This window comes from Candidatus Schekmanbacteria bacterium RIFCSPLOWO2_02_FULL_38_14, assembly GCA_001790855.1.
Lineage (GTDB): Bacteria > Schekmanbacteria > GWA2-38-11 > GWA2-38-11 > GWA2-38-11 > 2-02-FULL-38-14-A.
In genome coordinates this window covers 1-25,080 of the sequence record MGDH01000025.1, presented here as the reverse complement: position 1 = coordinate 25,080, position 25,080 = coordinate 1, and the positions used below count along the sequence as shown (strand labels likewise).

Here is a 25,080-nt window from a genome sequence, read left to right as displayed (position 1 = left end):
AGGAAAAAAGATGACTCTAATATTATTTATCTCTATAATTTTGCATGTTTTTCTTGGAACCTTTGTCTATTTTAAGGATAGGAAGGCTCTTCCGAATAAGATTTTTGGCCTCTGGATGTTAGCTACTGTGCTTGTAGGCATAAGCACCTTTTGTCAGGGAACTGCAAAAACCGCTGAAACTGCTGCAATGGCTAACCCTGCAATACTTGGATTTGCTTTTATTTTTACATCTGTTTTAATACTGCTGGTAAGTTCTATCTATTATCCGCGTTTTATCAGCACACCAAAATATGTTGTTCCTTTCATGGTATTTGCCATTGTTTTTCCCCTTTTACCTTTAATAGATTATTGTGCAGGAACTAACCTTATAACAAAAGGCGTTGCTGTAGAGGATTCTGCTTATGTTATAATAATAGGTGAATATCGTTTTGTAATCCTTACCTTTCATGCTGTCAGCATGATTTTAATGATATTCTTGCTTTCAATGGGGTTTAAAAATGGCAGTGCATCAAAAAGGAAGCAGATTGTAATGATTTCCATTGCATATCTTATTACTTTTATGACACTTAGTGTTACACATAGTATTTCAAACCAATTGATGAGAAGAATTTTTGTGGATTCTGCAACCTTGACTTTGACATTATGCTTCACCTATTTCATAATAAAACACAGGATGTTCTCTCCAATTGAAGCCGGGCTTGGACAGGCAATAAGGAATATGAGAGACGGCTTGATTGTTCTTGATAAGTCTGGGAGAATACTGAAATTTAATCAGGCTTCACAAAATATTTTTGGCTTCACGAAAGATGTCTTAAATAAAGATATATTTGATTTTTTTAGTTGTTACCAGGGATTAAGCGAGGGGATTAAAGCAGAAGAGACAGAGTTTGATTATATAATTACCAATCCTTCTTCTGTGTCAGGGAGTTCAGGTTCGGAAAATACAAAGGCTGTTAATGTTTCAAAAACAAGGGTGCTGAATGATAACAATGAATACTGCGGTTCATTAATTATTGCAAAGGATATTACAAAAAGAAAACGTATGGAAAAAGAGATAGTAGAAAAGAAGGAATTTTTGGAAAAGGTTATAGAAACTTCAGCAGATGGAATAGTAATAACTCATAAAGGCGGAATAATTATAAATGTAAATAAAGCCATTAAAAAACTTGTAGAACGCGAGGATGGAGAATTAATAGGGGAACATATTGGCATATTAAATCCTGAAGGAAACCAAGAAAGTCTTATTGAGCAATTATATAAGACTGGATATATATCAAATTACGAGTGTAAGCTTAAAACTAAAAGCGGGAACTATATTCCTGTAGAAGGAAGTTACAGCCTTTTATATGATAAAAACGGAGAGGTAATTGGTTCTGTATGTATGATGAGGGATATCAGGCAGAGAAAAGAGCTTGAATCACAAATTCTTCAGACAAACAAGCTCGCAGCAATCGGTGAGCTTGCAGCAGGAGTTGCACATGAGCTTAATAACCCTCTTGCAGGAATACTCGGGTATTCACAGCTTATAAACCAGAAAATAGAAAAAAAGGGTATAGAAAATATAGCAAAAGAGGATATTATGAAAATAGTAGATTACCATAAATGTATTGAGAAGGAATCAATCCGCTGCAAAACAATAGTGCAAAACCTTTTAAAATTTTCAAGAAAATCAAAAGTGGAGTTTGGGTTTGTTGACATCAATACAGTGCTGGATGAAGCAGTTACTTTTACAGAGCATCAGCTTCAACTTTGCAATGTTAAGCTGATTAAAAACCTTGATGAAGGTGTGCCTGAGATTTATGGAAATAGCGCACAACTGCAGCAGGTTTTTACAAATATGATAATAAATGCCAAGAAAGCTATGTCAGAAGGTGGCACACTTTCTATCTCTTCAAAATATATTAACGGGAATGGCTCCGGGGTAGATATGGTAAAGATAGAATTCTCTGATACTGGTTGCGGTATTGCTCCTGAACATCTCGGGAAAATATTTGACCCGTTTTTCACCACAAGAAAAATAGGCGAGGGTACAGGATTGGGCCTTTCCATCAGTTATGGTATTGTTAAAGAACATCATGGGGATATTAAGGTTGAAAGTGAGCATAACAAAGGAACAGTCTTTACAATTTGTCTTCCTGCCGAACAAAAGAATACCTCTGCCTCTTAAGAACATATTGCTGCATAAGCATATTCCAGCGGAAGTGATATAAAAACCAACAGACTGGCTACATTTCATGTAGCCTTGTGGTAAAAATAACATTAATGGCTGTCATTCCCGCCTGCCGGCAGGCAGGCAGGCGGAAGCTGGAATCCAGACGTCGTCCCAACAAAAACGGGGAACTATTAAAATGAACTGGATTTCCATTTTTACTGGAAACACTGATTCCGCATCAAGTGCCTGCCTACCGCAGGCAGGCGGAATGACAGACCTGTTCCCGAACAGTTTTGGAAGTTGATACCTCGCAGATCTGCTCCGCATGGTTAATGGATTAGGCGGTTTTTTCCGCTTAAAGAATTCCAAAGGCGCTTCTTAAAAGGCTTGATTACAGTTGAAGTTTAAATTAGTATAGTCCTGAAGAAAAGCTCTTCTCAATAACAAAAGAAATTATGACTAATAGGTTGGCAAATATTTTCCAGACAGCAATTTTAATCTGTGTTGTTTTAGCAGTAATAGGGGTCCCTCTTGTTTTTCATCCTGACCTTATTGACCGCCATCCAATTCCAAAAGCCACTGTTTTCAAAATCCTCGCGCTTGTGGCATTGAACCTGTGGGCATTCAGGATAATTACAGAAAAGAAATTTATCTTCAGAAAAAGTGGCTTGGATTTGCCAATTATACTATATTTAATTAGCTGTTTTCTCTCCTTTAAAAATGCTCTGAACATCTCCGCTTTTGAAAATTCGATTATAAATACAATTTTTTTCCTCTCTTTTTATTACCTTGTGCTCAACAACATAAAAAAAGAATGGGTTGAAATTGTTCTGTCATTTTCTGCAATCGCGGCAATAGGGATTTCAAGCATAGGTATTTACCAGCATATCACTGCTATAAGTTTTAATCTTAATACAACTGTAACCTCTACGCTTGGACACAGCAACTTTTTAGCACAATACCTGATTGCAGTACTCCCTCTGTGCCTGTCTCTTTTTATAAAAAGCTCTAAAACAGAAGAAGCAGTTTTTTGGGGAGGCGGTTTCCTGATTGTTTTTTCCTGCCTGATTCTTACATTTGTGAGGGGTGGTTGGTTAGGTTTTTTGGTTTCATCTGTAGTTTTCTTTTTACTATACAATCTTAACATAAAAGAAAAAAAGAAAAAAGCTTTTTCTGTTAAAGAAAAAAGGATAGCGATAGTTTTTATAATCGTTCTTGTCATTGGAGGAATACTCTTATCATCAAAGTCATATATTTTTAAAACAATTTTTATAAGCTCAGAAAAATCTATTGAAACAATAAACCCTGATGCAGGTAAAAATACGGAATTCGAATATAAGATTTTAACTGCTCTTTTGCGACTTGAAATGTGGAAGAGCGCTGTTGAGATGATAAAGAAATATCCGGTGTTTGGAGTGGGGCTTGGCAATTACTCAGTTCAGTCACCAAAATTCAGAACAACAAATGAGCTAAAAGTTAACAAGGACCTTCCCTTTTGGGCACATAATGATTATCTCCAGATTGCATCTGAAACAGGAATCCTCGGAATTTCTGCTTTTCTTTTCCTGTTGGCAACTTTTTTCTATAAAGCAATAAAGTCTCTCAGGCTTATGGAAAAAAATTTGATGATTGTCGCAATCGGACTCATTTCAAGTCTGCCTGCCACTTTGACACATAGCTTTTTCAGTTTCAACCTTTATCAGATAGTTCCAACAATGCTGTTATGGCTTTGCATGGGGCTGGTTATGGCTTCCCGGGATGGTGAGGAGTTCAGGTTTGAGTTTTCATATCCTGAAATCATCAAAAAATACGGGGAAGTCCCGTTAAAAATAATTGCAGGTATCGCTGTTTTTGTCCTTTTCTCCATCGGATATATTGATTCACTGAAACCGCTGATGGCAGATATTTATTATAGCAGAGCTGAAAGGTCCTCAATGAGAGAGCAATGGGAGGAATCAGTGCCTTTGCTGGAAAAAGCAAATGAACTTGAGCCTGCCAATCCAAAGTATAGATATGCTTTTGCCCTGAGTTTCTACAAAACAGGCAAATTCAGGGAATCCATTGAGAATGGAAAAATAGCCCATAGACTCAACCCTTATGTGGCTGATGTTAACCGTATTTTATGTTTTTCCCATAATGAAATCGGAAATGAATATGCTAAAGATGGGGAAACGGATTCAGCTATAAAAGAGTATGATGAGGTTATCAGGCTTATTGATGAGAGAAAGAAACTCAAACTAAGGCCTTATGAGGTTTCCTTTCTGGAAAGAGAAATGGCTAATGTCTATTACAACAGGGGAAATATCTTTTACAGAAAGAAACAGTACAGAAAAGCATTTTATGATTATCAGAACACATTGAGAATAATTCCGCTTCATCCCTATGCAGTAAAAGCCGTTGAGAAGATTAAATCGCTCAGCGAAACAAATCCTGAAGTAGCCTCTAATATCGCACCTCTGATGAAAGGTGTAAATTATTCCCTCTATATTGCCCATAATGCGGTTTGGAGGGAGATTTTTTCAAAAGAGATAATGGATTCGTCTTTAAAAGAACTTGATATTGTTATAGAACTTCTTATGGAGAGAAAGACTTTTAAACTGACCCCTGCTGAAATAACTGCTACTGACAGGGAACTTGCTGATGCGTACTATAATCGGGGAAATGTTTTCCTGAAAAAGAAATCATATAATGAAGCCATGTCTGATTATCAGGAAGCCCTGAAAATCATTCCGAATCACCCTGAGGCTACCGAAGGCTGTAAAAAAATTAAAGAAAGACAGAAAGCGTCTCTATCATGGTTAATAGTAATAAGCGCCCAGCACTACACTGGCTAATCTGATATCTCTGGAAAAATTGCTTTCATTTTCTGAAGAGTCAAAGGCTGTCAGCTTGTAGATTGCCTCATAGAACGATGATACAAGTGTATCATCGTTAAAAGAAGTTGAGCTTGATTCTCCGACCTTTCTGAAAGTTTTTTCATAGCCTGCATCAAAACGGGCCTGTCTGTAGATATTGTAACCTGAAACATCATCTGATGTGCTTGCAGTCCATGTCAGGGAAACTTGTGGAATTGTGGAACTATCATCATCGTCAATAACAGTGCCTATTAGTTTGGTTGGAGCATTAATTTCTGTTTTAGAGTTATCAATTCTGAAAACATCTGAATAGCCTGCTCCTCCTTTAAAAAGACTTCCCCCGATTTTCTGATATGGTGTGACCCTAATCTGGTAATATCCAGATAAAGCACCTATTGAAGATTTGCTGTTCCATGAAAAACTGTTATTTCCGGGCGACATACTTTTCTTTTTTATTATTTTTGTCCAGCCTTGATCTAAATCAGGAATTGCATTTGCTTTTCTGTATTCAATGGTTATATCTGATGAATCTCCTTCCGTATCCTTCAAATTATATGTGATATTAATGATTCCCTTTTCACCTTCAACCTTGACTCCTTTAATATCTTCTTCTACATTTTTTTCATCAATTATTAATGGAAGCGAGTTGGCTATTTTATAAGGTGCATAGACCTGAAATATGGAGAACTCTTTGACTTTTGCATAAATCAATCCATTATCTTCATCAATTCTGTCAATTGTCAGCGGAGGTTTCCACGCAGACCCATGAAACTCGTATAGTTTAAGTTTGCTTAGCTTTATATTAAGTTTATCTACAACTTCCTTTGAATACGGGATTTTTATTGTTACAGGATTTTTAAATTTTCTTGTAGGTAATCCGCCAACAATAGGAAGACCTGAATTCAATGAGTCTGAGATGTCAAAACTGATTTGCAAACTCAGAGCTATGCCTGCTATTGGAGCCCCAATAATACTAGCATTCGGTACTGTTGTTATTGTGAACTGGGGTGGTTCTAAAAGCTGTACAAGCTTTATAGTCTTGACAGATTTTGTTACATTGCTTTTATATAAAGCTCCTTTACGGTACACATCATATGCAGTTGCTCCGCTTACTTTATCCCAAGTTAATTTAACCTGAGGATTAGTGCTGCTGCCGCTGCAGTCGGATTCAGCTGTAAAGGTGGTAAAAGCCTCTGGTATAGTGGCTGTACAAGTGGATAATGCTGTTTCAGTAACAGTATTAGAGTCTGTTTCTCCAGAAGAATTTATGGCTTTAACATAGTATGTGTATGGAGTTCCTGCTACGATGTTAGAATTTATAAACTGTGTTCCTGTTATGTTACTTTTGTAGAGTTCATCATTACGGTAAATATTATAGTAAGCAGCTCCTTCAGATGCTTTCCATTCTAATTTAATCTGGGGATTTTTTCCATTGCAGCTTGAAGTAGAATCAATAGTAAATGATTCAGGAGCATCCTTACATAAGTCAGAAGCGGTTTCTGAAACCGGAGCAGAATCAGTTGTATCAGAACAATTAACAGATTTAACAAGGTAAGTATATTCTGTTCCAGCTTTTACAAATTTGTCTGTAAACTCTTTAGCTGTTAATTCATCTTTATAAAGCTTGCCATCACGGTAAACATCATAAGTTGTAGCCGTATCTTCGTAAGTAATTATATCGAAATTATATGTTGTTGAAGCTGCCAATGACTTAAATCCCAATGAAGCAATATTGGTGAGATCAGCTTTTGTTTCATTATTGTTATTATTAGGTGATGATAAGCTAATCGTATGTTGAAGAAAAGTGTCGGGTGTTGAAGCTGTGGTAATGTTCCAATAACTTTCATTTCCTGCGTTATCACGAAGGAAAAATTTAATAGGAGAGGAAGCAGCACTACATCTTGTATAAAAACTCATAGTATAAGTAGTGGTACTAAAGCTTAAGCTAAAAGACTTGCTGATCTCTCCGTTTCCGGTTGCATCAACTACACATCCAAGAGAAGCAGTTCCTTCTTTTATGTTAGTTGTATCCGAAGAAATTGTTACAGATGTTCCTGACCATCCTGTTGTAGCATCCATTGTATCAATATCAGCTTCCCATTCCAGTTTTATCTGCGGACTGGTGCCATTGCATCCAGCAGTTGTTGCTTTGAGAGTAGGTGCTTCAAGGGCGTCTACCTTTGCAGACGCTGTCGCAGTATCTGATGTGGCTGAACCACTGCAGTTGATTGCTTTAATGAAATAGGTATATGTGCTACCAGCTTTTAGTTTGCTGTCAGTAAACTCGGTGTCTGTTACTTTCTTTTTATAGACTTTGTTATTACGGTAGATATCATAAGAGGTTGCATTGGTTGAAGATTCCCAAACAAGTTCTATTTGAATCTTATCGTTTCCCTTCTTATCTTTCCCGTTGCATGAAGGGGTAGCAGTGAGAGCAGTGAGGGCAAAAGCTCCAGGCGCTGATACTGTTGCTGTTACTGACACAGGGTCTGAATCAATTGTGTCATTCTTTCTCTTTGCTCTTATAAAATAAGTGTATTCTGTATCAGCAGTTACTTTTGTGTCAGTAAACGTTGTATTTTCGATTTTGCTTTTATATAATTTATCATTACGATAAATGTCATAAGAAGTAGCATTGTTGTCTGTTTTCCAGACAAGTTCTATCTGAGGATTTTTGCCTGATTTTCCACACGCGGCTTTAGCAGTTGTGATAGTGAATGAGCAGCTATCAGTTAAACTGAAATCAACAGAACCTGATGGAGTTGACTCATTTGCGTTTCTGGCTTTTACAAAATATGTGTAAGATTTCCCAATCTTAACATCAGTATCTGTGAACTCGTTTGTGTCTTCTGTGAAGTCCGTAAGATTTGTGTTTAAAATGATCTTATCTCCCAAACTTCCGTCTACCAAGAAAGAGAGATAACTATCTTTATTTCCGTCATTTGCCTGGACTATAAGGACTGCAGAGTTCAGATCTCTGCTCTGGTTAAAGCTTGGGTCCGGATTTGATGGAACTATTACACGAGGCTCTCCACCGTTTTGGGAACTCTGATAAAGTTCATTTACTGCTGTTTTGAATGATTCGTTAGATGAGACTCTTCGCAAATCATTTTTCATATCGCTTGTCATAATCCCTGAGAAGATTAAATTTTTACTCTTATTGATATATGTTATTTTTCCTTCGACTGATTCCGGAAACTTTAACCCTTCAGGCAATTTTTCAAGACTTGCAACTCCAACAAACTCAATTGTTCCACCGAACCATTGTTTTGTTATATATGGCGAGTTGCTGTCTCTGTAGGCATTGGCAGGTATTATTAAGCCTGCTCCATAAATTGAGTTTTGAGGATCTACTACTTCAATGGTTCCGCCAAGAGCATTTAATCTGAATTGGGCATCTCCGTCTATATTGAGTGATAAAGGCTGGATGACTTTTTCTTCTGGATTGCTTGCTTTTTTTGATTTGCTTGATGAGTAATTTTCCGCAAGGTTTGCTTTTCCTCCACTTCCATCATTAGATGAGCAGGAAGAAATCAATAGGGCAGAAGCTAAGATAATAATTAGAGCAGGAATTGAAGATAAAAAAAATAATTTTTTTTGCATAGTAAATCCTTTATATAAATCAATATAAGATTATGTTAGAAATATTTTAATATTTCGAGAAGTTAACTTACAAGAGAGATATTTGTCAAGCTTTTTTTAACTATCCTTTTTTAAACTATTTTATCTGTTTAATCCCGATTCCAAAGGCTATTTTTGAGATTGTCCAGAGTATTATTTTCAGGTCTGTTAGCAGAGACCAGTTGTCAATGTAGTAGAGGTCAAGCTTCATCCACTGGGAAAAATCCATTTCTCTTTTTCTTGATATCTGCCAGAAACATGTCATGCCGGGCTTCATAGACAGTCTCCTTCTCTGCCATCCTTCGTATTTTTCCACTTCTTCAGGAAGAGGAGGCCTTGGTCCAACAAGGCTCATATCGCCTTTTAAAACATTTATAAGCTGCGGCAATTCATCAGTGTTTGTTGCCCTCAGGAACCTGCCTGTCTTTGTAACTCTCGGGTCATTTTTTGATTTGAACACAGGTCCATTTCTTTCATTCAGGTGCAGAATTCCCGGGAGTTTCTCCTCAGCGCCAACTATCATTGACCTGAACTTGTAGAGAATGAATTTTCTTCCTGCAAGCCCGACCCTTACCTGCCTGAAGAAAACAGGTCCCGGATTTGTCAGCTTTATAAGGATTGAGACAATAAGGAAAATGGGCGAGAGGGAAATTAAGAGAATTGAAGACAGAACGCGGTCAGCTATGTTTTTCAAAAGCAGTTCGGAATTCATCTGTGGAGTTGTTGAGAATGTGAGAAGATGTATGCCGTGAAATTCCTCAAATTCCGGTTTGGCAATTATTCTTGGATAAAAATCTGCAAGAAGCCTTGTTTTTACCCCCTCCTCCTCGCACAGCGCGAGTTTATCTTCAAGTTCAGGAAGCCATTCCTTTGGAACACAGAATATCACTTCATCAACCACATTTTTATGAAGAATGCTCAAAAGGTCACTGGCGCTTCCCAATATTTTCATTTCCTTCTCTTCGATTTCTTCTTCTTCTTTTATTTTTAAAAAACCGAGAATGTTTAGCCCCCATTTCTTATGGTTTTCAATTATTCTGGCAAGCGCTTTTGACTCTTTTCCTGTTCCAACAATTATTATGTGGCGTGGATTAAAGCCAATGCTTTTAAGCCTTGAGAAGACAAGGTGAACTATAGTTTTCAGGGCAAACAGGGATAGTGAGCTTAAAAAGACGAATGAGACTATAAAAGTACGGCTGAAGTATTTTTTCTGGAATAAGAATATTATTGCTCCGAGAATCAGTATTCCGAGAAATGAAATTCTCAATATCTTCTTTGAAAAGATATATGGGGATTCAATGTGAAAACTTCCAAAAATTTTCTGGTTTTTAAGCAGAGCTATCCAGACCGGAAGGATTATAATTATTATCCAAAGATACGCTCCCAGAGGGAGAATTTCACCTGAGACTCTGTTGAGCAAAAAATTTCTCAGATAATATGAAACGAAAAATGAAGCAATGATAACAATTAAATCAAAAAGTTGCAGTGTACGGCTTATAAGCCAGTTTTCTTGTTTTAGCATAATTTTCTTTTATAAATATATTTTCTTCTTATCAATGATATGTCTTAAAATCAAATAGAAAAATTTCATATCTTTTACAAGATACCGCTTCCATAATCGCCCTGGTTCTGAAACCAGCCTGAAAAGCCACTCAAGCCCGTTTTTCTGCATCCATTCCGGAGCTCTTTGAATGTTTCCTGATATGAAATCAATGGCTGCTCCAACTCCGATACAGCAGAGGGGCAGGTTGAAACTATCCAAGTTATTGAAAATCCATTTTTCCTGTAAAGGTGTTCCGAACGCGACTACAAGTATATCAGGTTTTTTGTCCCGTATTGTTTCAATGACTCTGGAATTTTCAGCTCCTTCCTTGTTAAAGTATCCGTGGCTATATCCTGCGATTTTTAATCCTTTATACCTGTTTTGCAAAACCCGGGCAGCTTTTTCTGCCACTCCTTCCCTGCCGCCTAATAAAAATATTCTGTAGTCCTTTTTTGCAGACATTTCGCAAATTTTCGGGAGAAGGTCAGGTCCTGAAATTTTTTCTTTTAAAGGAGTACCAAGAAGCCTGCTTGTCCATACAAGAAGCATTCCATCAGGCAAGACAAGAGTGGATTTTCTGTAAATTCCATCAAGTTCCTTGTCAGAGCTTGCTATGCATACACAGTCAACACTGAGGTGGAATAGTGTTGAAGGAGTTTTGTTTTCTATTGAACCTTGAATCAGAGAAAGGGACTCCTCCATTGTTATATTATCAAAATTAACTCCACAAATATTTACTTTATTGCTCAAAGGTTGCCATGTAAAAATTTTTATAGATAATAAATAAAATACGATATCTTATTTAAGTTGTTTTTCATAATTTAAAAGCTTTTCATACTCATTCTTTATCTTCAGCGAAACATCATTTATATTAAAACTTTCTTCTATTTTTTTTCTGTTTTTCTCACCCATTTCTTTTCTCAGTTTTTCACTGTCAAGAAGGCTGACAATTGAGTTTTTTAATGCGGTAATGTCCCCCGGTTCAATTAAAAAGCCGTTTTCTCCTTCGGTTATGATTTCAGGGATCCCTCCGACTCTTGTGCTGATAACAGGAAGACCATACGCCATTGCTTCAAGAATTGCCATTGGCAGTCCTTCATTGTAGGATGGCAGGACCAGCATGTCAGATTCTTTCAGAAACGCTGATTTTTCATTTTCTTCTGCCCAACCAGCGCAGATAACCTGAGTTTCAATTCCCTTGTCCTTGCATATCTTTTGAACCTTTTCTATTTCTCCATTTCCAACAAAAAGAAATTTTGTCTCCGGTGTCTTATCAAGAATACTTTTTGCAGCTTCAATAAGGTCATATATTCCCTTTCTTTTTTCAAGTTTTCCGAGAAACAGAACAGTTTTAAAATAGTTTTTCTGTTTCTCTCTTTTATCAGGAAGGGGAATTGGCAGTGCCGGAGGTATTATTGAAATGTCATTTCTTCCGGAAATCCGCCCAAAAACATTTTTCCAGAAACAGGAGAGAACAAGGATTCTGTCAGCAGACTTCAGAATTTTCTCTATGTAGCGTTTTGAGACAACAGGGGATTTTTGATAAAAGTCATCAAAATCAAAAGCGTGACAATGAAGGACTGTTTTTATTCTGAATAAACGGGCGATGAAAGCAAATACCGATTTTCTGTAAAAAGATGGACCTGATGAAAAATGGATGTGTATTATTGAAGGGGGATTTTGAAAAAGAATCAAGAAAAATTTAAAAACTGCTTCAACTGCAATAAAAAACTTTTGAATTTTAGTCCCGTCAATATGAGTTGGAAGATATTTAAGATTAAAACTTTCAGCCAGAATTGAATTGAAATATTTAGGAACAAGGCGGGATATTCCTCCCTTTACTCTGAAATCAGGTCCAAGCATCAGAATCTGCGGTTTTTGATTTAAGATATTATCCTTTAAGAATTTTTTTTCTGTTTTGATAATTTTCCAGAACCCTTTTATTTTTCCATAAAGCAGTGGATCATTTTCGTTGCCAAAAAAGGCAAGAATCCATAAGGGGATTATTCTTGAAATTGCTCCTGTTTTTTTTATGCAGATGAAAAAGCCGAGTTTTTTTCCTTTATAGCGATGCGCAAAAGAAAGGCAGGCGCTTTTATAAAATTCAAATGTCATTTTTGCAATCCATTTGCTGGAAATTTTTTCACCTGACGGGAAGGCTGTTTGCCTGTGGAGATGAATTATTTCCGTATCAGGAGAAAATATTATCCTGTACCCTTTCTCCTTTATTCTGTAGCAGAGTTCTTCATCCCCTGTGGATGACATCTCGTCAAGATAGCCAACCTCGTCAAGGATTGATTTTTTTGTGAGGATGCAGGAACCCATTATCCAGTCAACTTCTCTGGTTATGCTATGGTCAAAGTATGTCATCGGGTGTCTTGAAAACAGAGGGCTTTTGGGAAAAATTCTGTTCAAAAAAAACTCTTCAGCAAAGGTTGAGAAAAGTGTTCTGAAATGATAACAGGATGGCTGAAGTTTTTTGCCGGGGTAAACGAGTCTGCATCCCAGCGCGCCGATTGTCCGGTCCTTTTTAATAACATCAAGCATTATATTCAGGGAATCTTCTTTGAGAAAACAGTCATTGTTAAGAAGAAGAATGAAATCTCCGTTTGAGACCGCAATTCCCTGATTTGTAGCTTTGCAAAACCCGAGATTATCTTCATTTTCTATGAGTTTAACCGCTGGAAAATATTCCTTTACCATTTCACTGATGCTGTCTTTGGAACCGTTGTCAACGACAATGACTTCAAAAGGAAAATTTGTTTTGGAGGAATAGATGGCGTTCAGACATCCTTGAAGAATTTCCATGTTATTATAGTTGGGGATTACAATTGATAAATTTATAGCTGACAATTTTTCTGCGCCTCTTCAAAATTTTTCTGAAGGTGAAATAAAAGGATGTTTTTATAAATCTCTTTTAAGAGCCTATTTTGTGTTTTCTTTATATATGAAAATCCCACTAAATCCCCCTTTGGTAAAGGGGGACTAAGAGGGATTGATTTGAATAATTTTAATAATCCAACCATAGCTGAAACTGACAGCTTATTTCTTATAATATATTTTATTAACCTATGACGCGGGATAAATCCTTTTTCAGCTTTTACAAAACCGAAATTTTTAGCAAACTCAGGCCATTTTTTCAAAAGAATAAAAAGCGATTTTCCGCTTGTTTCCATACGGCTCATTGCAGATTCTATGGTTGGAATGTGGTTGTGAAAGGCTATGGCGTTTTTATTGAAGATTATTTTCAGCCCTTCTTTTCCCAGTCTGTAGCCAAACTCAATATCTTCCCATGCAGCATATTTGAAGTTTTCATCAAGCAAAAGATTCTTTTTATCCAAAAATTCTTTTTTTAAAGAGATGTTAGAGGTATAAAAATAATTGTAATTAAGTTCTTCTCCATGGGTTACATTTCCATAAAGAAACTGTCCCCAGTTTTCCATAAAATGAAGAAACGGAGTAGATTGGAACTCTGATGGCCATGTAACATAACCCAAACATGCAAAATTTTCTCCTTGAAATTTTTCCTTATGAAAAAGCAGATGTTCCTCAAGGAGATTCTTAGAAGCTATGATATCATCGCCTAAAAATATTAGAATTCTTCCTCTTGCTTGCCTGATTCCTAAGTTTCTTGCACTGCCCGGTCCATTTTTTTTCTGATGGAAATACCTTAAATTTGGGAATCTGATTTCCTTAAAGTTATTTGTCCCTTCCCGGGATATGAATGTTTTATAAGCGTCATCTGTAGAGCCGTCATCTATTACAATGACTTCATAGCTTGAAGGGTCAAGGGTTTGTTCCTTTAAAGCTGAGATGCACTGAAGTAAAATATCCCAGCGATTAAAAGTAGGAATTATTACGCTTATCTGCAAGGGTATCATATTTTTTTATTCTTTCAAGTTTTCCCAAAGAGCCCTGAAAGTTGCCTTGAGTTCAATCCCTGAGGCCTTCAGGCTGAGAAGAGCCAAAGAAGGGTTTTTTTTATTTATTAAATCGTAGATGATATTTTTTATGGAAGCGAATAATATGATTTTCATATAATTGGCAAAAGCCGGATTTCTGTTTTTTCTTTTTGCTTTGTAACCCCAGAAATACCAACGAAAGAGCATTTCTCTGAGGGAATCAAAATCATCATCGCGTCTATGGTAAACTATTGCATCAGGGGTATATACGAGTTTTAATCCGAGATTATTTATTTTAATGCCAATATCAACATCCTCACCGTTTGTTTTGTAAATCTTGTCAAACCCTCCTATAATCCTGAGAACTTCTATTCTGTATGATGAGCATAATCCCCATAACATACTAACTCCGTCAATGAACTTTTCACCAAACCCCTGAGATGCGTGAAGGCTTCTCCATTGGTTGTAAATATTATTTGCCTCATTTTTTCTTGAAAATCCCCCCATCCCCCATTTGTTTTCTATCCCTCTTCCCCCGACTCCGGCTATATCATCTGATGAATACTGGCTAAGAAGAGATTCTAAAAGCTTTGGGTGAGCTATTATATCTGCATCTAAGTAGACAATGATATCCCCTGAGGCATTCTTTAAAGCTGTGTTGCGGCTTTCAGCAAGCCCGAGATTTGAGAGGTGTCTGATTAACTTTACCTCCTGAAAATTTCCTGCAATTTCAGCAGAGCAATCTGTTGAGCCGTCATCAACCACTAAAATCTCATCAGGCTTTCTTGACTGCTTGAGGATAGAGACAATATTATCTGAAAGATATTTTTCTCCGTTGAAACAGGGAATTGCAACAGTTACTGAAAAGTTATCCATAGGGGGGATGTTCATCTTTTTACAAGGCGGTTGTCTATTAACCTTGCCTTGCCAATTTTTACAGCCAAGGCAATGAGGACATCACTGCTTATCTTGTCAAGGTTTTCCAATGTATGGGGATTACAGATGTTAATATAGTCAATCTTTCCTGTCTTTTCTGAAAGAATCATTTTTTTTAAAACAGAAATTATTTTCTCAGGATTTTTTTCGCCTTTCTTTACCATGTTTTCTCCTTTTTCAAGTGCCCTGAAAAGGATGTTTGCTTTTTTTCTCTGAATGTTGCCAAGGTATTTATTTCTTGAACTCATTGCCAGCCCGTCTTCTTCTCTGATAATTGGCATATTAACTATCCTGACGTCAAGGTCAAGGTCAGAGACCATTCTCTTTATTATTATCAGCTGCTGATAGTCTTTTTCTCCAAAATATGCCTTTTCAGGTTTTACTATATTAAGGAGTTTTAATACGGCTGTTGCAACACCGGCAAAATGGCCGGGTCTGGAAATCCCGCAAAGATGGTTTGAGAGTTTCGGGACATTTACGTAGGACTGGAAACCTTCAGAATACATCTCTTTCTGTTCCGGAAGAAACACAATATCAACTCCTGCTTTTTTGCATTTTAAAAGGTCTGAATCTGTCTTTCTCGGATAAGCCTTAAAATCTTCTCCCCGCCCGAACTGTATTGGATTAACAAAGATACTTACCACAACTTTGTCACAGTCCTTTTTTGCCTCGCTGATAAGGCTCATGTGCCCTTTGTGAAGAAACCCCATTGTGGGAACAAAGCCGATGGTGTTATGAGATTTTTTAATCCCGTCAACAGTTTTTTTTATCTGTTTTTTTGATTTTATTACTTTCATAATATAACTCGCAGTTTGCTGAAACAGTCCATTTTTGACCGTCATTGCGAGCGAAGCGAAGCAATCCGGATGTTGTCTCCAAAAAACTTAACTCATGTCCCAATATTCTGGTCAATTTTTTCCCAGAAACATCTGAAGTATTCAAATCCGGATATTACTGCAAATACCATAGCGAGGGATATTACTATCAGTCCGCACTCCCTGAAATAGAAAAAATTCTTTTTCCCTCCGGAAAGAATCAGAATGAGAATGCCTACGACTTCTATAATAGTCTTATATTTTGCCAGGTTACTTGCAGAGATAACGAACCCTTGTGTTGCTGCAATAGCTCTGAGTCCTGAAACACAGAAATCCCTTCCGATTATTATAACCACTATCCATGCTGCCCAGACAGGAATACGTCTTAATGCGACAAGGGAAATTAATGCAGCAGAAGTCAATAACTTATCAGCAATTGGGTCCAGAAGCTTTCCAAGAGTTGTTATCTGATTTTTATTCCTTGCAATATAGCCGTCTATTACATCCGTAAGGGATGCAAGAAGAAAAATAACAGCAGCAATAATATGCATGGATAATTTTGGAGAATACAGAAGGAAAAAGACCACAAGAGGAATCAAGAAGATTCTTGAAAGAGTTATTTTATTGGGTAAGTTCATTTGTTTTCAAAGCCTACTTTTACTTATTTTATTAAAGATTATTTGTCAGATTTGGTTTTGTCAAGAGAGAAGATTTTTTTAATTTGTTGTTGACAAAATCCGATTATGTTACTACATTAGCACTCTGATAAGAGTATTAATGTAGTCTTAATGGAGTCCAATATGGTAAAAAAGGTTACAATAAAGATTCCTGAGGTGATTTATAAGAGGATTAAAAGCCTTATTGAAGGTTCTGGATTTAATTCTCCTACTGATTTCATAGTTTATGTTTTAAGAGACCTTGTAGGCGAGAAGGAAATCAACAAGGATAAGGAAGAACTAACTCCAGATGAACTTCAGGCGATAAAGAGAAGGCTTAAGAATTTAGGATACCTATAAATTCAACTTATAACTTATAACTGAAAGCTGATGGCTGACAGCTGACAGCTTAAAACTCAAAGCTTGGAGAATGAAAAATGATTAAACCCCACGGTGGAAGACTGGTAAACAGAATTGTTGAAGAAAAGGAACATGACATACTTGAGGACAAGGCTTCCGGTATGCCAAAAATCGTTTTGAACAGCAGGGAAATAAGCGACTTTGAGATGATTGCAACCGGTGCAATGAGCCCCCTTGAAGGCTTCATGACAAAGAATGATTATATAAACGTACTTGACCTGAAAAGACTTGGCAATGGCCTTCCGTGGACAATTCCAGTAAATCTTTCAGTCAAAAATGGAAAAGGAGAAGATTACAAAGAGGGTTCAGATATAGCAATGTACGATTCTGACCAAAATCTTCTTGGAATTCTTCATCTTGAAGAGAAATATGAAGTTGATAAAGAACATGAAGCTGAAGCGGTGTTGCTGACAAATGACAAGGCACATCCCGGAGTTCAGTATTTAGATTCAATTGGCACTGTTTATCTTGGTGGCATGATAACCCTTCTGCACAGGCCAAAACATACAAAATTTTTAAACCATCGCCTTGACCCTAAGGAAACGAGGGTCCTTTTTAAGGCAAAGGGATGGGAGAGAGTAGCTGCTTTCCAGACAAGAAACCCTATTCACAGGGCACATGAATACCTGCAGAAATGTGCTCTTGAAATAGTTGACGGACTCCTGATTCATCCCCTTGTTGGTGATACAAAGGGAGATGATATTTCTGCTGATGTAAGGATGAAATGCTACGAGGTTCTTCTTTCTAACTATTATCCTTCAACACGGGTTGCTATTTCAGTTTTTCCTGCTGCAATGAGATATGCAGGACCAAGGGAAGCTATTTTCCATGCCCTTGTCAGAAAAAATTACGGATGCACCCATTTCATAGTGGGGAGAGACCATGCAGGCGTTGGCAATTATTACGGGACCTATGATGCGCATTATATATTCAGGGAATTTGATCCTGCTGAAATTGATATAACACCGATGTTTTTCGACCACAGCTTTTTCTGCAAAACCTGCAACAACATGGCATCAACAAAGACCTGTCCGCACGGTAAAGAGTCTCACATGATTTTAAGCGGAACAAAAGTAAGGGAAATGCTTGCTAAAGGAGAGATACCTCCTCCTGAGTTTACAAGACCTGAAGTTGCAAAGATTCTGATTGACAGCATGAAGAAATAACAGAGGATAAAACAGGAGATGAATAGATGAAAAAACTTTTAGTGATTGGGCTTGATTGCGCCACACCCGAACTTCTTTTTGATATGTGGCTTGATTCTCTGCCAAATATCAAAAAAATTGCTGAATCAGGAATCTATGGAAAGCTCAGGTCTACAATTCCTCCAATTACAGTTCCCGCATGGACAGCAATGATGACTTCTTATGACCCGGGAATGCTCGGGTTTTACGGGTTTAGAAACAGAAAGAGTTATGGATATGAAGATTTATATTTTGCAAATGCCAACTATGTAAAGGCAAAAACTGTCTGGAACCACCTCTCAAGAAACAGGTTAAAATCTTTGATTATTGGGGTCCCGCAGACTTATCCTCCAAAGCCTTTAAACGGCGCCATAGTGGGATGTTTTTTAACACCCAATAAAGATGTGCAGTATACATATCCAGATGATTTGAAATATGAACTGGATAAAGCCGCTGACGGAAATTACATAATTGATGTTGAGGATTTCAGGACCAATGAGAAAGAAAAACTCCTTGAGTCTATATATATTATGACAGAACGCCGCTTCAAGGCATTCAGACATCTCTACAAGAAAGATTCCTATGACTTTGCAATGGTTGTTGAAATGGGAATAGACAGAATTCATCATGGATTTTGGAGATTTTCTGATAAAAAACACAGACTTTATCAACCCGGCAACCCTTTTGAGAATGCAATTTTTGATTATTACAAGGCAATTGACAGTGAAATTGGAAGAACCCTTGAACTTATAGATAAGGATACATCTGTCCTTATTGTTTCAGACCACGGCGCAAAGACAATGCATGGCGCAATCTGTATCAATGAGTGGCTTATAAAAAACGGTTATCTGGCTCTCAAGGAAGAACCAAAAAAACAGACCTCATTAAAAATGAACATGATTGACTGGAGCAGAACAAAAGCGTGGGGAGAAGGCGGTTATTATTCGAGAATATTCTTCAATGTAAAGGGAAGAGAACCTGAAGGAATTATACCTCAGGAGGATTATGAAAAATTCCGCAATGAGATAAAAGCAAAACTTGAAGCGATGACTGATGAGAAGGGAAACCGCATAGATACGATAGCACACAGGCCTGAGGATATATATAAAGAATGCAACAATGTTCCTCCTGACCTCGTAGTATATCTTGGAAATCTGGACTGGCGGTCAGCAGGTTCAGTTGGAATGGGTTCAATCTACAGCTATGAAAATGACACAGGTCCTGATGATGCCAACCATGCCCAGGAAGGAATCATCATTTGGAATCTGCCAAAGAAAGATTTCAGGGAGATAAAGGAGGTTTACTCTATCTATGATATAGCTCCCTCAATACTCCAGTTTTTCGGAATAACAGTTCCCAAAGAAATGATTGGGAAGACAATGATTTAACTAACATATAACATATGACTAATAATATATAACATATAACTTATGAGGGATTGTTGCAGCAAGTGGATAATTACGAGAGAAAATGAAGAAGAAGTTATTAGTCATTAATCATATGTTATTAGTTATTGGTTAATTTTATTGGTTATTAGTTAATTTTAAAGGAGGAATGAATTAATGAAAGGTTTTACTTTATGGTTCACAGGCTTATCAGGTTCAGGCAAATCAACCCTTTCAACGAGGGTTGAAGAGATTCTTCTTGAAAGAGGTATGAGGGTTGAGATTCTTGACGGTGATGTGGTGAGGACTAACCTTAGCAAGGGATTGGGATTTTCAAAAGAGGACAGGGATACAAACATAAAACGCATAGGCTTTGTCTGCCATCTTCTTACACGCAACGATGTAGTGGCAATATCAGCAGCTATCTCTCCTTACAGAGATATAAGGGATTACAACAGGAAGCTCATAGGGAGGTTTGTTGAGGTTTATTGCAAATGTCCAATACCTGTTCTGGCAGAAAGAGATGTAAAGGGTCTATATAAAAAAGCATTGAAAGGCGAGCTTGCGAATTTTACAGGGGTTTCGGACCCGTACGAAGAGCCGCTTAATCCTGAAATACTTATTGAGACAGATAAGGAAAAAGAAGATGAAAGCGTTGCAAAGATATTAAGAACCCTTGAACTGATGAATTATATTCCAAATTCAGGAGAGAGCGAATATAGCACAGATGAGGAAGAAAAGATAAAGGCAAGGCTGAAAGACCTTGGTTATATATAATATAAAATGTCAAATGACAAAGTTCAAAGTTCAAAGCTGTTTTAAGAGTAGAAGTTCTGAAGAGCTGAAACAAGAAATTATATATGTCATCTTTTTGTAGAAACAGACCTTCAGGTCTGTTGTTAACAGGTCTAAAGACCTGTTTCTACATTTTTAAAAAATAATTATTTCTTGAAATTCATTCATTTGAAATTTGGATTTAAATAAAAATGGCATTTTTCAAGCGAAAGAAAAAAAAGCGCGTCTGTGTTGTAGGAATTGACGGAGTTCCATACTCGCTTCTCAGGCGTTTTGTCAGAGATGGAACAATGCCTGCTTTTGCAGATATTGCAGCTAAAGGCAGTCTTAGCAAGATGAAAGTAACCCTGCCTGAGATTTCTTCTGTGAGCTGGTCAAGTTTCATGACTGGCGCTAATCCGGGAACACACGGGATTTTTGGATTTGTTGACCTCAAGGAAAACTCCTATAAGATGACCTTTCCTTCCTTTAAGGACTTAAGGGCGCCAACCTTCTGGGATAAGCTGGGAGAAAAAGGCAAAAAGTGCATTGTGATAAACCAGCCATCAACATATCCTGCAAAAGCAATCAATGGTGTTCTTGTTTCAGGCTTTGTAGCAATTGACATGGCTAAGGCAGTCACTCCTGTATCATATGTAGAAAAATTAAAGGGCATTGGATATCAGATTGACATAGACACTCAAAGGGCAAGGGAAGACCACCATTTCCTTTTCAGGGAGCTTGACAGAACCACAAGAGCAAGGGAAAAGGCTGTTGAGTTTTTCTGGGAAAAGGAGGAATGGGATTATTTTCAGGTTGTGATAACAGGAACTGACAGGCTCCACCACTTCCTGTGGGATTCTTTGCTTGACGAAGGGCATCCTTATCATCATCAGTTCATTGATTACTACAGGAAGATAGACTCATTTATAAAGAAAGTTTACGACCGTTTTGAAAAAGAAACCGGAGGAGACCCGTCGCAGGGCGAGTTCTTTATGCTCTCAGACCATGGTTTCACACTGATTAAAAAAGAGGTCTATCTCAACAGGTGGCTTGAGGAGCAGGGATACCTTGAATTTACCTCCCCTAATCCGGAATCAGTTGAACAGATTTCAGAAAAAACAAAAGCCTTTGTCCTTGACCCGAGCAGAATCTATATCAATATAAAAGGCAAATATCCTAAGGGTTCTGTTGATAAGGCAGAAGCAGAGGGTTTGAAAAATGAGATAAAAGCAAGGCTTGAAGGACTTAAGTTTGAGGGAGAAAAAATTATCGAGAAGGTTTTTTTAAGGGACGAGGTTTATTCCGGACCTTTTGTTGGACAGGGACCTGACCTTGTTGTCCTATCAAAACCGGGTTTTGACCTCAAGGGTTCAGTTGCAAAGAAAGAAGTTTTCGGGAAAACAAAACTTGCAGGAATGCACACATGGGATGATGCTTTTTTCTGGTCACGTGAAAAACCCAAAGACGACCTCAATATCACGGATTTGGCAGAGATAATACTGAAGAAGTTTGAGTAACAAAGAAAGACTTTTCAGAAATCTCTTAAAAAATCTGAAGCCTTAACAATTCTTACAGATTTGAATTTTTCTAAAAAGCAGTGCGGATATTAGTATATTGGTATCAAGAACTATCCTTTTTAGCGTTTTTTTTTCTTGCCCATTCCACTGCCCTGGTTACGTCTTCTTCAGCAATACCAAGTTTTTCTATTTTCTCTCTGATGCCTTCAAGTGTCATATACGCAGGGATTATTTTGACTGGTATTAGAATTATCTTTTTATCCTTTACTGATACATCAAAGTATTTAGTATCAGGAAATGTTTTAGCAATTTCTTTTGGCAGTGTAATTTGATTTTTTGATGTTTTCTTTGCAAGCATATTTCCTTGCCTCCTTACAATCTTACAGTAAGAATATATCATTTTATGGCTGCATGTCAAGGTAGAAATCAAAGAAGAAACTTAATGGAATACTAATTGATGTGGGGATAAATAGCTTTCTGAAAGAGTATCAAAAAATTTTTTTATCCTAACTTATTTAGTCCTTTGGAAGACATTATTATGAATTTTAAAAACTTCCGTTTCCTTTTCTTCCCTTTACTAAGCGATATTTTTTAACAATTCCCATTTTCCCCTGTAAGCTTTATTTGTCAGTAAAGTGCAAGGTTTCAACAACGTCCCCCTTCTCTTCTGAATATTGTCATTGCTGACAGTATGGCATAAATAATTTCCAAAAATGACAAAAGTTGATTTCTATGTCTGATAAAAAAATAATAAAAATGATATAGAATTAATTTAAAATCAATTAGTTATAGCAAGTTGAGTAAAAACTTCTTTTTTTGGCATAAAATTTGCATATTCATAAAAGTGAATGAAAAAAGTGAGTTTGGCTTTTTTAAATTTATTGGATTAAGGAGGTGAAAAAATAGATAGAAAAGGTCGTTTCAATATTTAAAATTTAGATTAAATAATAAGGAGGTAGAAAATTAAATGGAAAAAGTTATTTCAATATTAAAAAGAAAAGAGGTTTCTTTTTTCGTAGCCCTTCTTTTCGTTCTTTCTGCAGTGTTTTTTTCCGCAGAAGAAGCTAATGCCCAGATAAAATATACGCTTGTAGTCAAAATCCAAGGGGATATAAAGGAAGGTGTTGCAGTTGAATTGAGTGGTAGTAAGTTGTCAACACCTCTGACAAAAACTACTCCTGTGAGTGGTATTGTTAAATTCCTGAAGCTTGCTAAAGGGACTTACACTGTAACACCAACAAAAGAAGGCTATACCTTTGCCCCTGAGACAAAGGAGATTATTTTTAAGAGAAAAAAAATATTAACTGCTACCTTTACTGCAACTGAAGTTCCAGTCCTTGAAAAGATAGGTATGGATAACTGTGTTACATGTCATAAATCAAGCACTCCGGAAGTATATGTGAATTGGCTTAAAGGACCGCATGGAAATTTCAACTACTTTGATACCAGCTTTAAAAACAATGGCTACAGTGATTTCCTTACGCCTGCAAGCTTTACATATCCGACTGATTACACAAAGTTCATAGGGTTTCCTGATGAAGCGAAAATTGAGGAAGAGCTTCAGGCTGAAGAGTTTGCCGGTAAAACCGCAGATTACTGCCTTGCCTGTCATGGACCATTTTCCACTGACAATGAAAAGGTTGCAGGACTTTCGCTTGTCAATTCTTCGGGTGAGATTGATTCCGCAAATTCTACGCAGGTAGCAAGGCCTGTAATTGGATGTGAGATGTGCCATGGTGCTGGAAGCCTGCACAAAGGGTCTCCTGGTTCCGTAGAAATACCTTATAAAGACCCTTCAGCTTCACAATGCGGACAGTGCCATAACAAAAACTTTCCTGAAGGTCATCTTACATATCATCCTGCTGGTGCAGGTGGAGCAGGTGATCCTGGTGTTTATGAAGCCTATTTAGCTTCTCCACATGCAAAATCCTTAGAGGATGATGTCTATGCAAGTGCTGAGAAAAAAGAGGTAAAGGCATTGTGTGCCAAGTGCCATACAGATGAGGGTGCAAGACAGTATAAGGATACAGATGGAGACTATACTGCTCTTGTTACCGCACTTGATGGAGCAGCAAATCTTACTGATTTTAGTGCTGTCCAGTGCAGGACATGCCATGATGCCCATAACACGGAAGAATTGTTAGAGCCAGCAACTGCTGCCACAGAAACAGCAAAGGCAAGATCATCCCAGTTCAACACCTGTACTAACTGCCATCAACTGCTTGATTCAAGTGATGCCAAGATTACTGCATATCATGATTCAACAGCAAACACCACTTATGGTAGTGATGTAAGGGTGATAACTGATACCCATTTCGACGATCCATCTACAACTGCTCTTGAGGGCTATAATATAGATAAGGATAGTGAAACTGCGTGTTTAAACTGTCATAATCAACACAGTGGCAACCTTACAATCAACGAACAATGGGTAGAATCTCCGCATGGTGATAAAGGCGGTGAGGCATGGAGCCATTATGACTGGAAGGCAACGAATCGTCAGTCATGCCAGAAGTGCCACACTGCTACTGGTTTTGCCAACTATGTTGCTGACCCTGCTACATATAACGCAGCCAACAACGACTTCTCTCATCTAACAGGGTCTCAGAATGAGGTTCTTTACTGCAATGCCTGCCATACAAACAGCGCATTTGAAAGAAGGACACTCAGCAGTGTTACATTCCCGTCAGGGTTAACTGCTGACCTTGGCGATGACAGCAACCTCTGCATGGTATGCCATGGAGGACGGGCATCTAAAAAGGATGTGGATACTTCCATAACAAGTAAAGGTGAAGATGGTCATATCAGCAGTTTCTCGAATATCCACTATCTCCCGGTTGCAGCAATTCTGTTTGGCACTGATGTACAGGGCGGATATGAGTATTCAGGCAAAAAGTATGCTGGTCTTGCAAACAAGTTTGCTAACCACGAAGGAAATCTTAATACCTGTGTGAAATGTCACATGAGAGGCGAGGATGACCATAAATTTGAACCTGAACTCAGTGATTGCTCAAAATGCCACACAGGCATTAGCGATTTTGAGGATATAAGGCCAATTCTTACTCCAGATTATGATGGCGATGGTGATACAGAGGAAGGTCTTATAGGAGAAATAGAAACTCTGGAAGAAAAACTTCTTGCAGAGATTAAGAAATATACAAATGATATTGGCCGTTTTGGTATTACCTATGATGCAAGTGCCCATCCATACTGGTTCAAGGATACTGATAAAGATGGGATAAAAGACAGTGCTGTGAATGGTACTATAGATCCAGGCGAAACTACAGATACTGTTAACTATACTGACTTTAATGGTA

18 protein-coding genes are annotated in these 25,080 nt (G+C 37.5%); 8 read left to right on the top strand and 10 right to left on the bottom strand.

Annotation, left to right across the window (positions count from 1 at the left end; all coding sequences use genetic code 11):
• Positions 1-10: 10 nt before the first annotated feature.
• Positions 11-2,167, top strand: coding sequence for a hypothetical protein (locus A3H37_06880; protein ID OGL49396.1), 2,157 nt, complete (start codon positions 11-13; stop codon positions 2,165-2,167).
• Between the two features lie 102 nt (positions 2,168-2,269).
• On the opposite strand, the gene A3H37_06875 is transcribed toward A3H37_06880, so the two are convergent.
• Positions 2,270-2,521, bottom strand: a complete 252-nt coding sequence (locus A3H37_06875; protein OGL49395.1) for a hypothetical protein — start codon at positions 2,519-2,521, stop codon at positions 2,270-2,272.
• An 86-nt stretch (positions 2,522-2,607) separates the two neighbouring features.
• Here A3H37_06875 and A3H37_06870 point away from each other — a divergent pair, with 86 nt between their 5' ends.
• A complete protein-coding gene (locus tag A3H37_06870) occupies positions 2,608-4,986 on the top strand; it encodes a hypothetical protein (GenBank protein OGL49394.1) in 2,379 nt (792 codons plus the stop codon).
• Here the strand turns inward: A3H37_06870 and A3H37_06865 are convergent.
• From A3H37_06865 to A3H37_06830, 8 genes are all read right to left on the bottom strand, one after another.
• Positions 4,951-8,610, bottom strand: a complete 3,660-nt coding sequence (locus tag A3H37_06865; GenBank protein OGL49393.1) for a hypothetical protein — start codon at positions 8,608-8,610, stop codon at positions 4,951-4,953. The genes A3H37_06870 and A3H37_06865 overlap by 36 nt on opposite strands.
• Before the next feature lie 115 nt (positions 8,611-8,725).
• Entirely contained in the window at positions 8,726-10,150 is a 1,425-nt protein-coding gene (locus tag A3H37_06860; protein OGL49392.1) for a hypothetical protein, read from the bottom strand.
• A 9-nt stretch (positions 10,151-10,159) separates the two neighbouring features.
• Positions 10,160-10,873: a hypothetical protein gene (locus A3H37_06855; protein OGL49391.1), complete on the bottom strand. Its 714-nt coding sequence runs from the start codon at positions 10,871-10,873 to the stop codon at positions 10,160-10,162.
• Positions 10,874-10,969: 96 nt separating this feature from the next.
• Entirely contained in the window at positions 10,970-13,024 is a 2,055-nt protein-coding gene (locus tag A3H37_06850; GenBank protein ID OGL49390.1) for a hypothetical protein, read from the bottom strand.
• The gene (locus A3H37_06845; GenBank protein ID OGL49389.1) at positions 13,012-14,052 is read right to left on the bottom strand and encodes a hypothetical protein; all 1,041 of its coding nucleotides are present in this window, start codon (positions 14,050-14,052) and stop codon (positions 13,012-13,014) included. Before A3H37_06845 ends, A3H37_06850 begins: the two co-directional genes overlap by 13 nt.
• Positions 14,053-14,058: 6 nt before the next feature.
• A complete protein-coding gene (locus tag A3H37_06840) occupies positions 14,059-14,964 on the bottom strand; it encodes a hypothetical protein (GenBank protein OGL49388.1) in 906 nt (301 codons plus the stop codon).
• On the bottom strand, positions 14,961-15,806 hold the full coding sequence (locus A3H37_06835) for a pantoate--beta-alanine ligase (protein ID OGL49387.1): 846 nt from the start codon (positions 15,804-15,806) through the stop codon (positions 14,961-14,963). The genes A3H37_06840 and A3H37_06835 overlap by 4 nt, the downstream gene beginning before the upstream one ends.
• Positions 15,807-15,898: 92 nt before the next feature.
• The gene (locus tag A3H37_06830; protein OGL49386.1) at positions 15,899-16,462 is read right to left on the bottom strand and encodes a CDP-diacylglycerol--glycerol-3-phosphate 3-phosphatidyltransferase; all 564 of its coding nucleotides are present in this window, start codon (positions 16,460-16,462) and stop codon (positions 15,899-15,901) included.
• 162 nt (positions 16,463-16,624) lie between these two features.
• Here A3H37_06830 and A3H37_06825 point away from each other — a divergent pair, with 162 nt between their 5' ends.
• The 5 genes from A3H37_06825 (at position 16,625) to A3H37_06805 (ending at position 21,763) form a co-directional block, all read left to right on the top strand.
• Positions 16,625-16,840, top strand: a complete 216-nt coding sequence (locus A3H37_06825; GenBank protein ID OGL49385.1) for a hypothetical protein — start codon at positions 16,625-16,627, stop codon at positions 16,838-16,840.
• 77 nt (positions 16,841-16,917) lie between these two features.
• Positions 16,918-18,066, top strand: coding sequence for a sulfate adenylyltransferase (locus A3H37_06820; protein ID OGL49384.1), 1,149 nt, complete (start codon positions 16,918-16,920; stop codon positions 18,064-18,066).
• 26 nt (positions 18,067-18,092) lie between these two features.
• The gene (locus A3H37_06815) at positions 18,093-19,472 is read left to right on the top strand and encodes a phosphodiesterase (protein ID OGL49383.1); all 1,380 of its coding nucleotides are present in this window, start codon (positions 18,093-18,095) and stop codon (positions 19,470-19,472) included.
• A 174-nt stretch (positions 19,473-19,646) separates the two neighbouring features.
• Complete coding sequence (locus tag A3H37_06810; protein ID OGL49382.1) at positions 19,647-20,246, top strand: adenylyl-sulfate kinase; 600 nt, start codon at positions 19,647-19,649, stop codon at positions 20,244-20,246.
• A gap of 209 nt (positions 20,247-20,455) precedes the next feature.
• Positions 20,456-21,763, top strand: a complete 1,308-nt coding sequence (locus tag A3H37_06805; GenBank protein OGL49381.1) for a hypothetical protein — start codon at positions 20,456-20,458, stop codon at positions 21,761-21,763.
• Positions 21,764-21,866: 103 nt separating this feature from the next.
• Here the strand turns inward: A3H37_06805 and A3H37_06800 are convergent, their stop codons facing one another.
• Positions 21,867-22,121 (bottom strand): AbrB family transcriptional regulator, encoded by a 255-nt coding sequence (locus tag A3H37_06800; GenBank protein OGL49380.1) that lies wholly within the window; start codon positions 22,119-22,121, stop codon positions 21,867-21,869.
• 609 nt (positions 22,122-22,730) lie between these two features.
• Between A3H37_06800 and A3H37_06795 the strand changes: the two genes are divergently transcribed.
• Positions 22,731-25,080, top strand: a 2,350-nt coding sequence (locus A3H37_06795) for a hypothetical protein (GenBank protein OGL49379.1), incomplete at its 3' end; no start/stop codon positions are given.

What these genes read in the sequence shown, in the direction of transcription:
- A3H37_06805 (OGL49381.1), top strand. Translation starts at nt 20,456, where the DNA reads ATGGCATTTTTCAAGCGAAAGAAAAAAAAGCGCGTCTGTGTTGTAGGA.
- A3H37_06835 (OGL49387.1), bottom strand. Translation starts at nt 15,806, where the DNA reads ATGAAAGTAATAAAATCAAAAAAACAGATAAAAAAAACTGTTGACGGG.
- A3H37_06865 (OGL49393.1), bottom strand. Translation starts at nt 8,610, where the DNA reads ATGCAAAAAAAATTATTTTTTTTATCTTCAATTCCTGCTCTAATTATT.
- A3H37_06830 (OGL49386.1), bottom strand. Translation starts at nt 16,462, where the DNA reads ATGAACTTACCCAATAAAATAACTCTTTCAAGAATCTTCTTGATTCCT.
- A3H37_06820 (OGL49384.1), top strand. Translation starts at nt 16,918, where the DNA reads ATGATTAAACCCCACGGTGGAAGACTGGTAAACAGAATTGTTGAAGAA.
- A3H37_06840 (OGL49388.1), bottom strand. Translation starts at nt 14,964, where the DNA reads ATGAACATCCCCCCTATGGATAACTTTTCAGTAACTGTTGCAATTCCC.
- A3H37_06855 (OGL49391.1), bottom strand. Translation starts at nt 10,873, where the DNA reads ATGGAGGAGTCCCTTTCTCTGATTCAAGGTTCAATAGAAAACAAAACT.
- A3H37_06825 (OGL49385.1), top strand. Translation starts at nt 16,625, where the DNA reads ATGGTAAAAAAGGTTACAATAAAGATTCCTGAGGTGATTTATAAGAGG.
- A3H37_06810 (OGL49382.1), top strand. Translation starts at nt 19,647, where the DNA reads ATGAAAGGTTTTACTTTATGGTTCACAGGCTTATCAGGTTCAGGCAAA.
- A3H37_06845 (OGL49389.1), bottom strand. Translation starts at nt 14,052, where the DNA reads ATGATACCCTTGCAGATAAGCGTAATAATTCCTACTTTTAATCGCTGG.
- A3H37_06815 (OGL49383.1), top strand. Translation starts at nt 18,093, where the DNA reads ATGAAAAAACTTTTAGTGATTGGGCTTGATTGCGCCACACCCGAACTT.
- A3H37_06870 (OGL49394.1), top strand. Translation starts at nt 2,608, where the DNA reads ATGACTAATAGGTTGGCAAATATTTTCCAGACAGCAATTTTAATCTGT.
- A3H37_06880 (OGL49396.1), top strand. Translation starts at nt 11, where the DNA reads ATGACTCTAATATTATTTATCTCTATAATTTTGCATGTTTTTCTTGGA.
- A3H37_06800 (OGL49380.1), bottom strand. Translation starts at nt 22,121, where the DNA reads ATGCTTGCAAAGAAAACATCAAAAAATCAAATTACACTGCCAAAAGAA.
- A3H37_06860 (OGL49392.1), bottom strand. Translation starts at nt 10,150, where the DNA reads ATGCTAAAACAAGAAAACTGGCTTATAAGCCGTACACTGCAACTTTTT.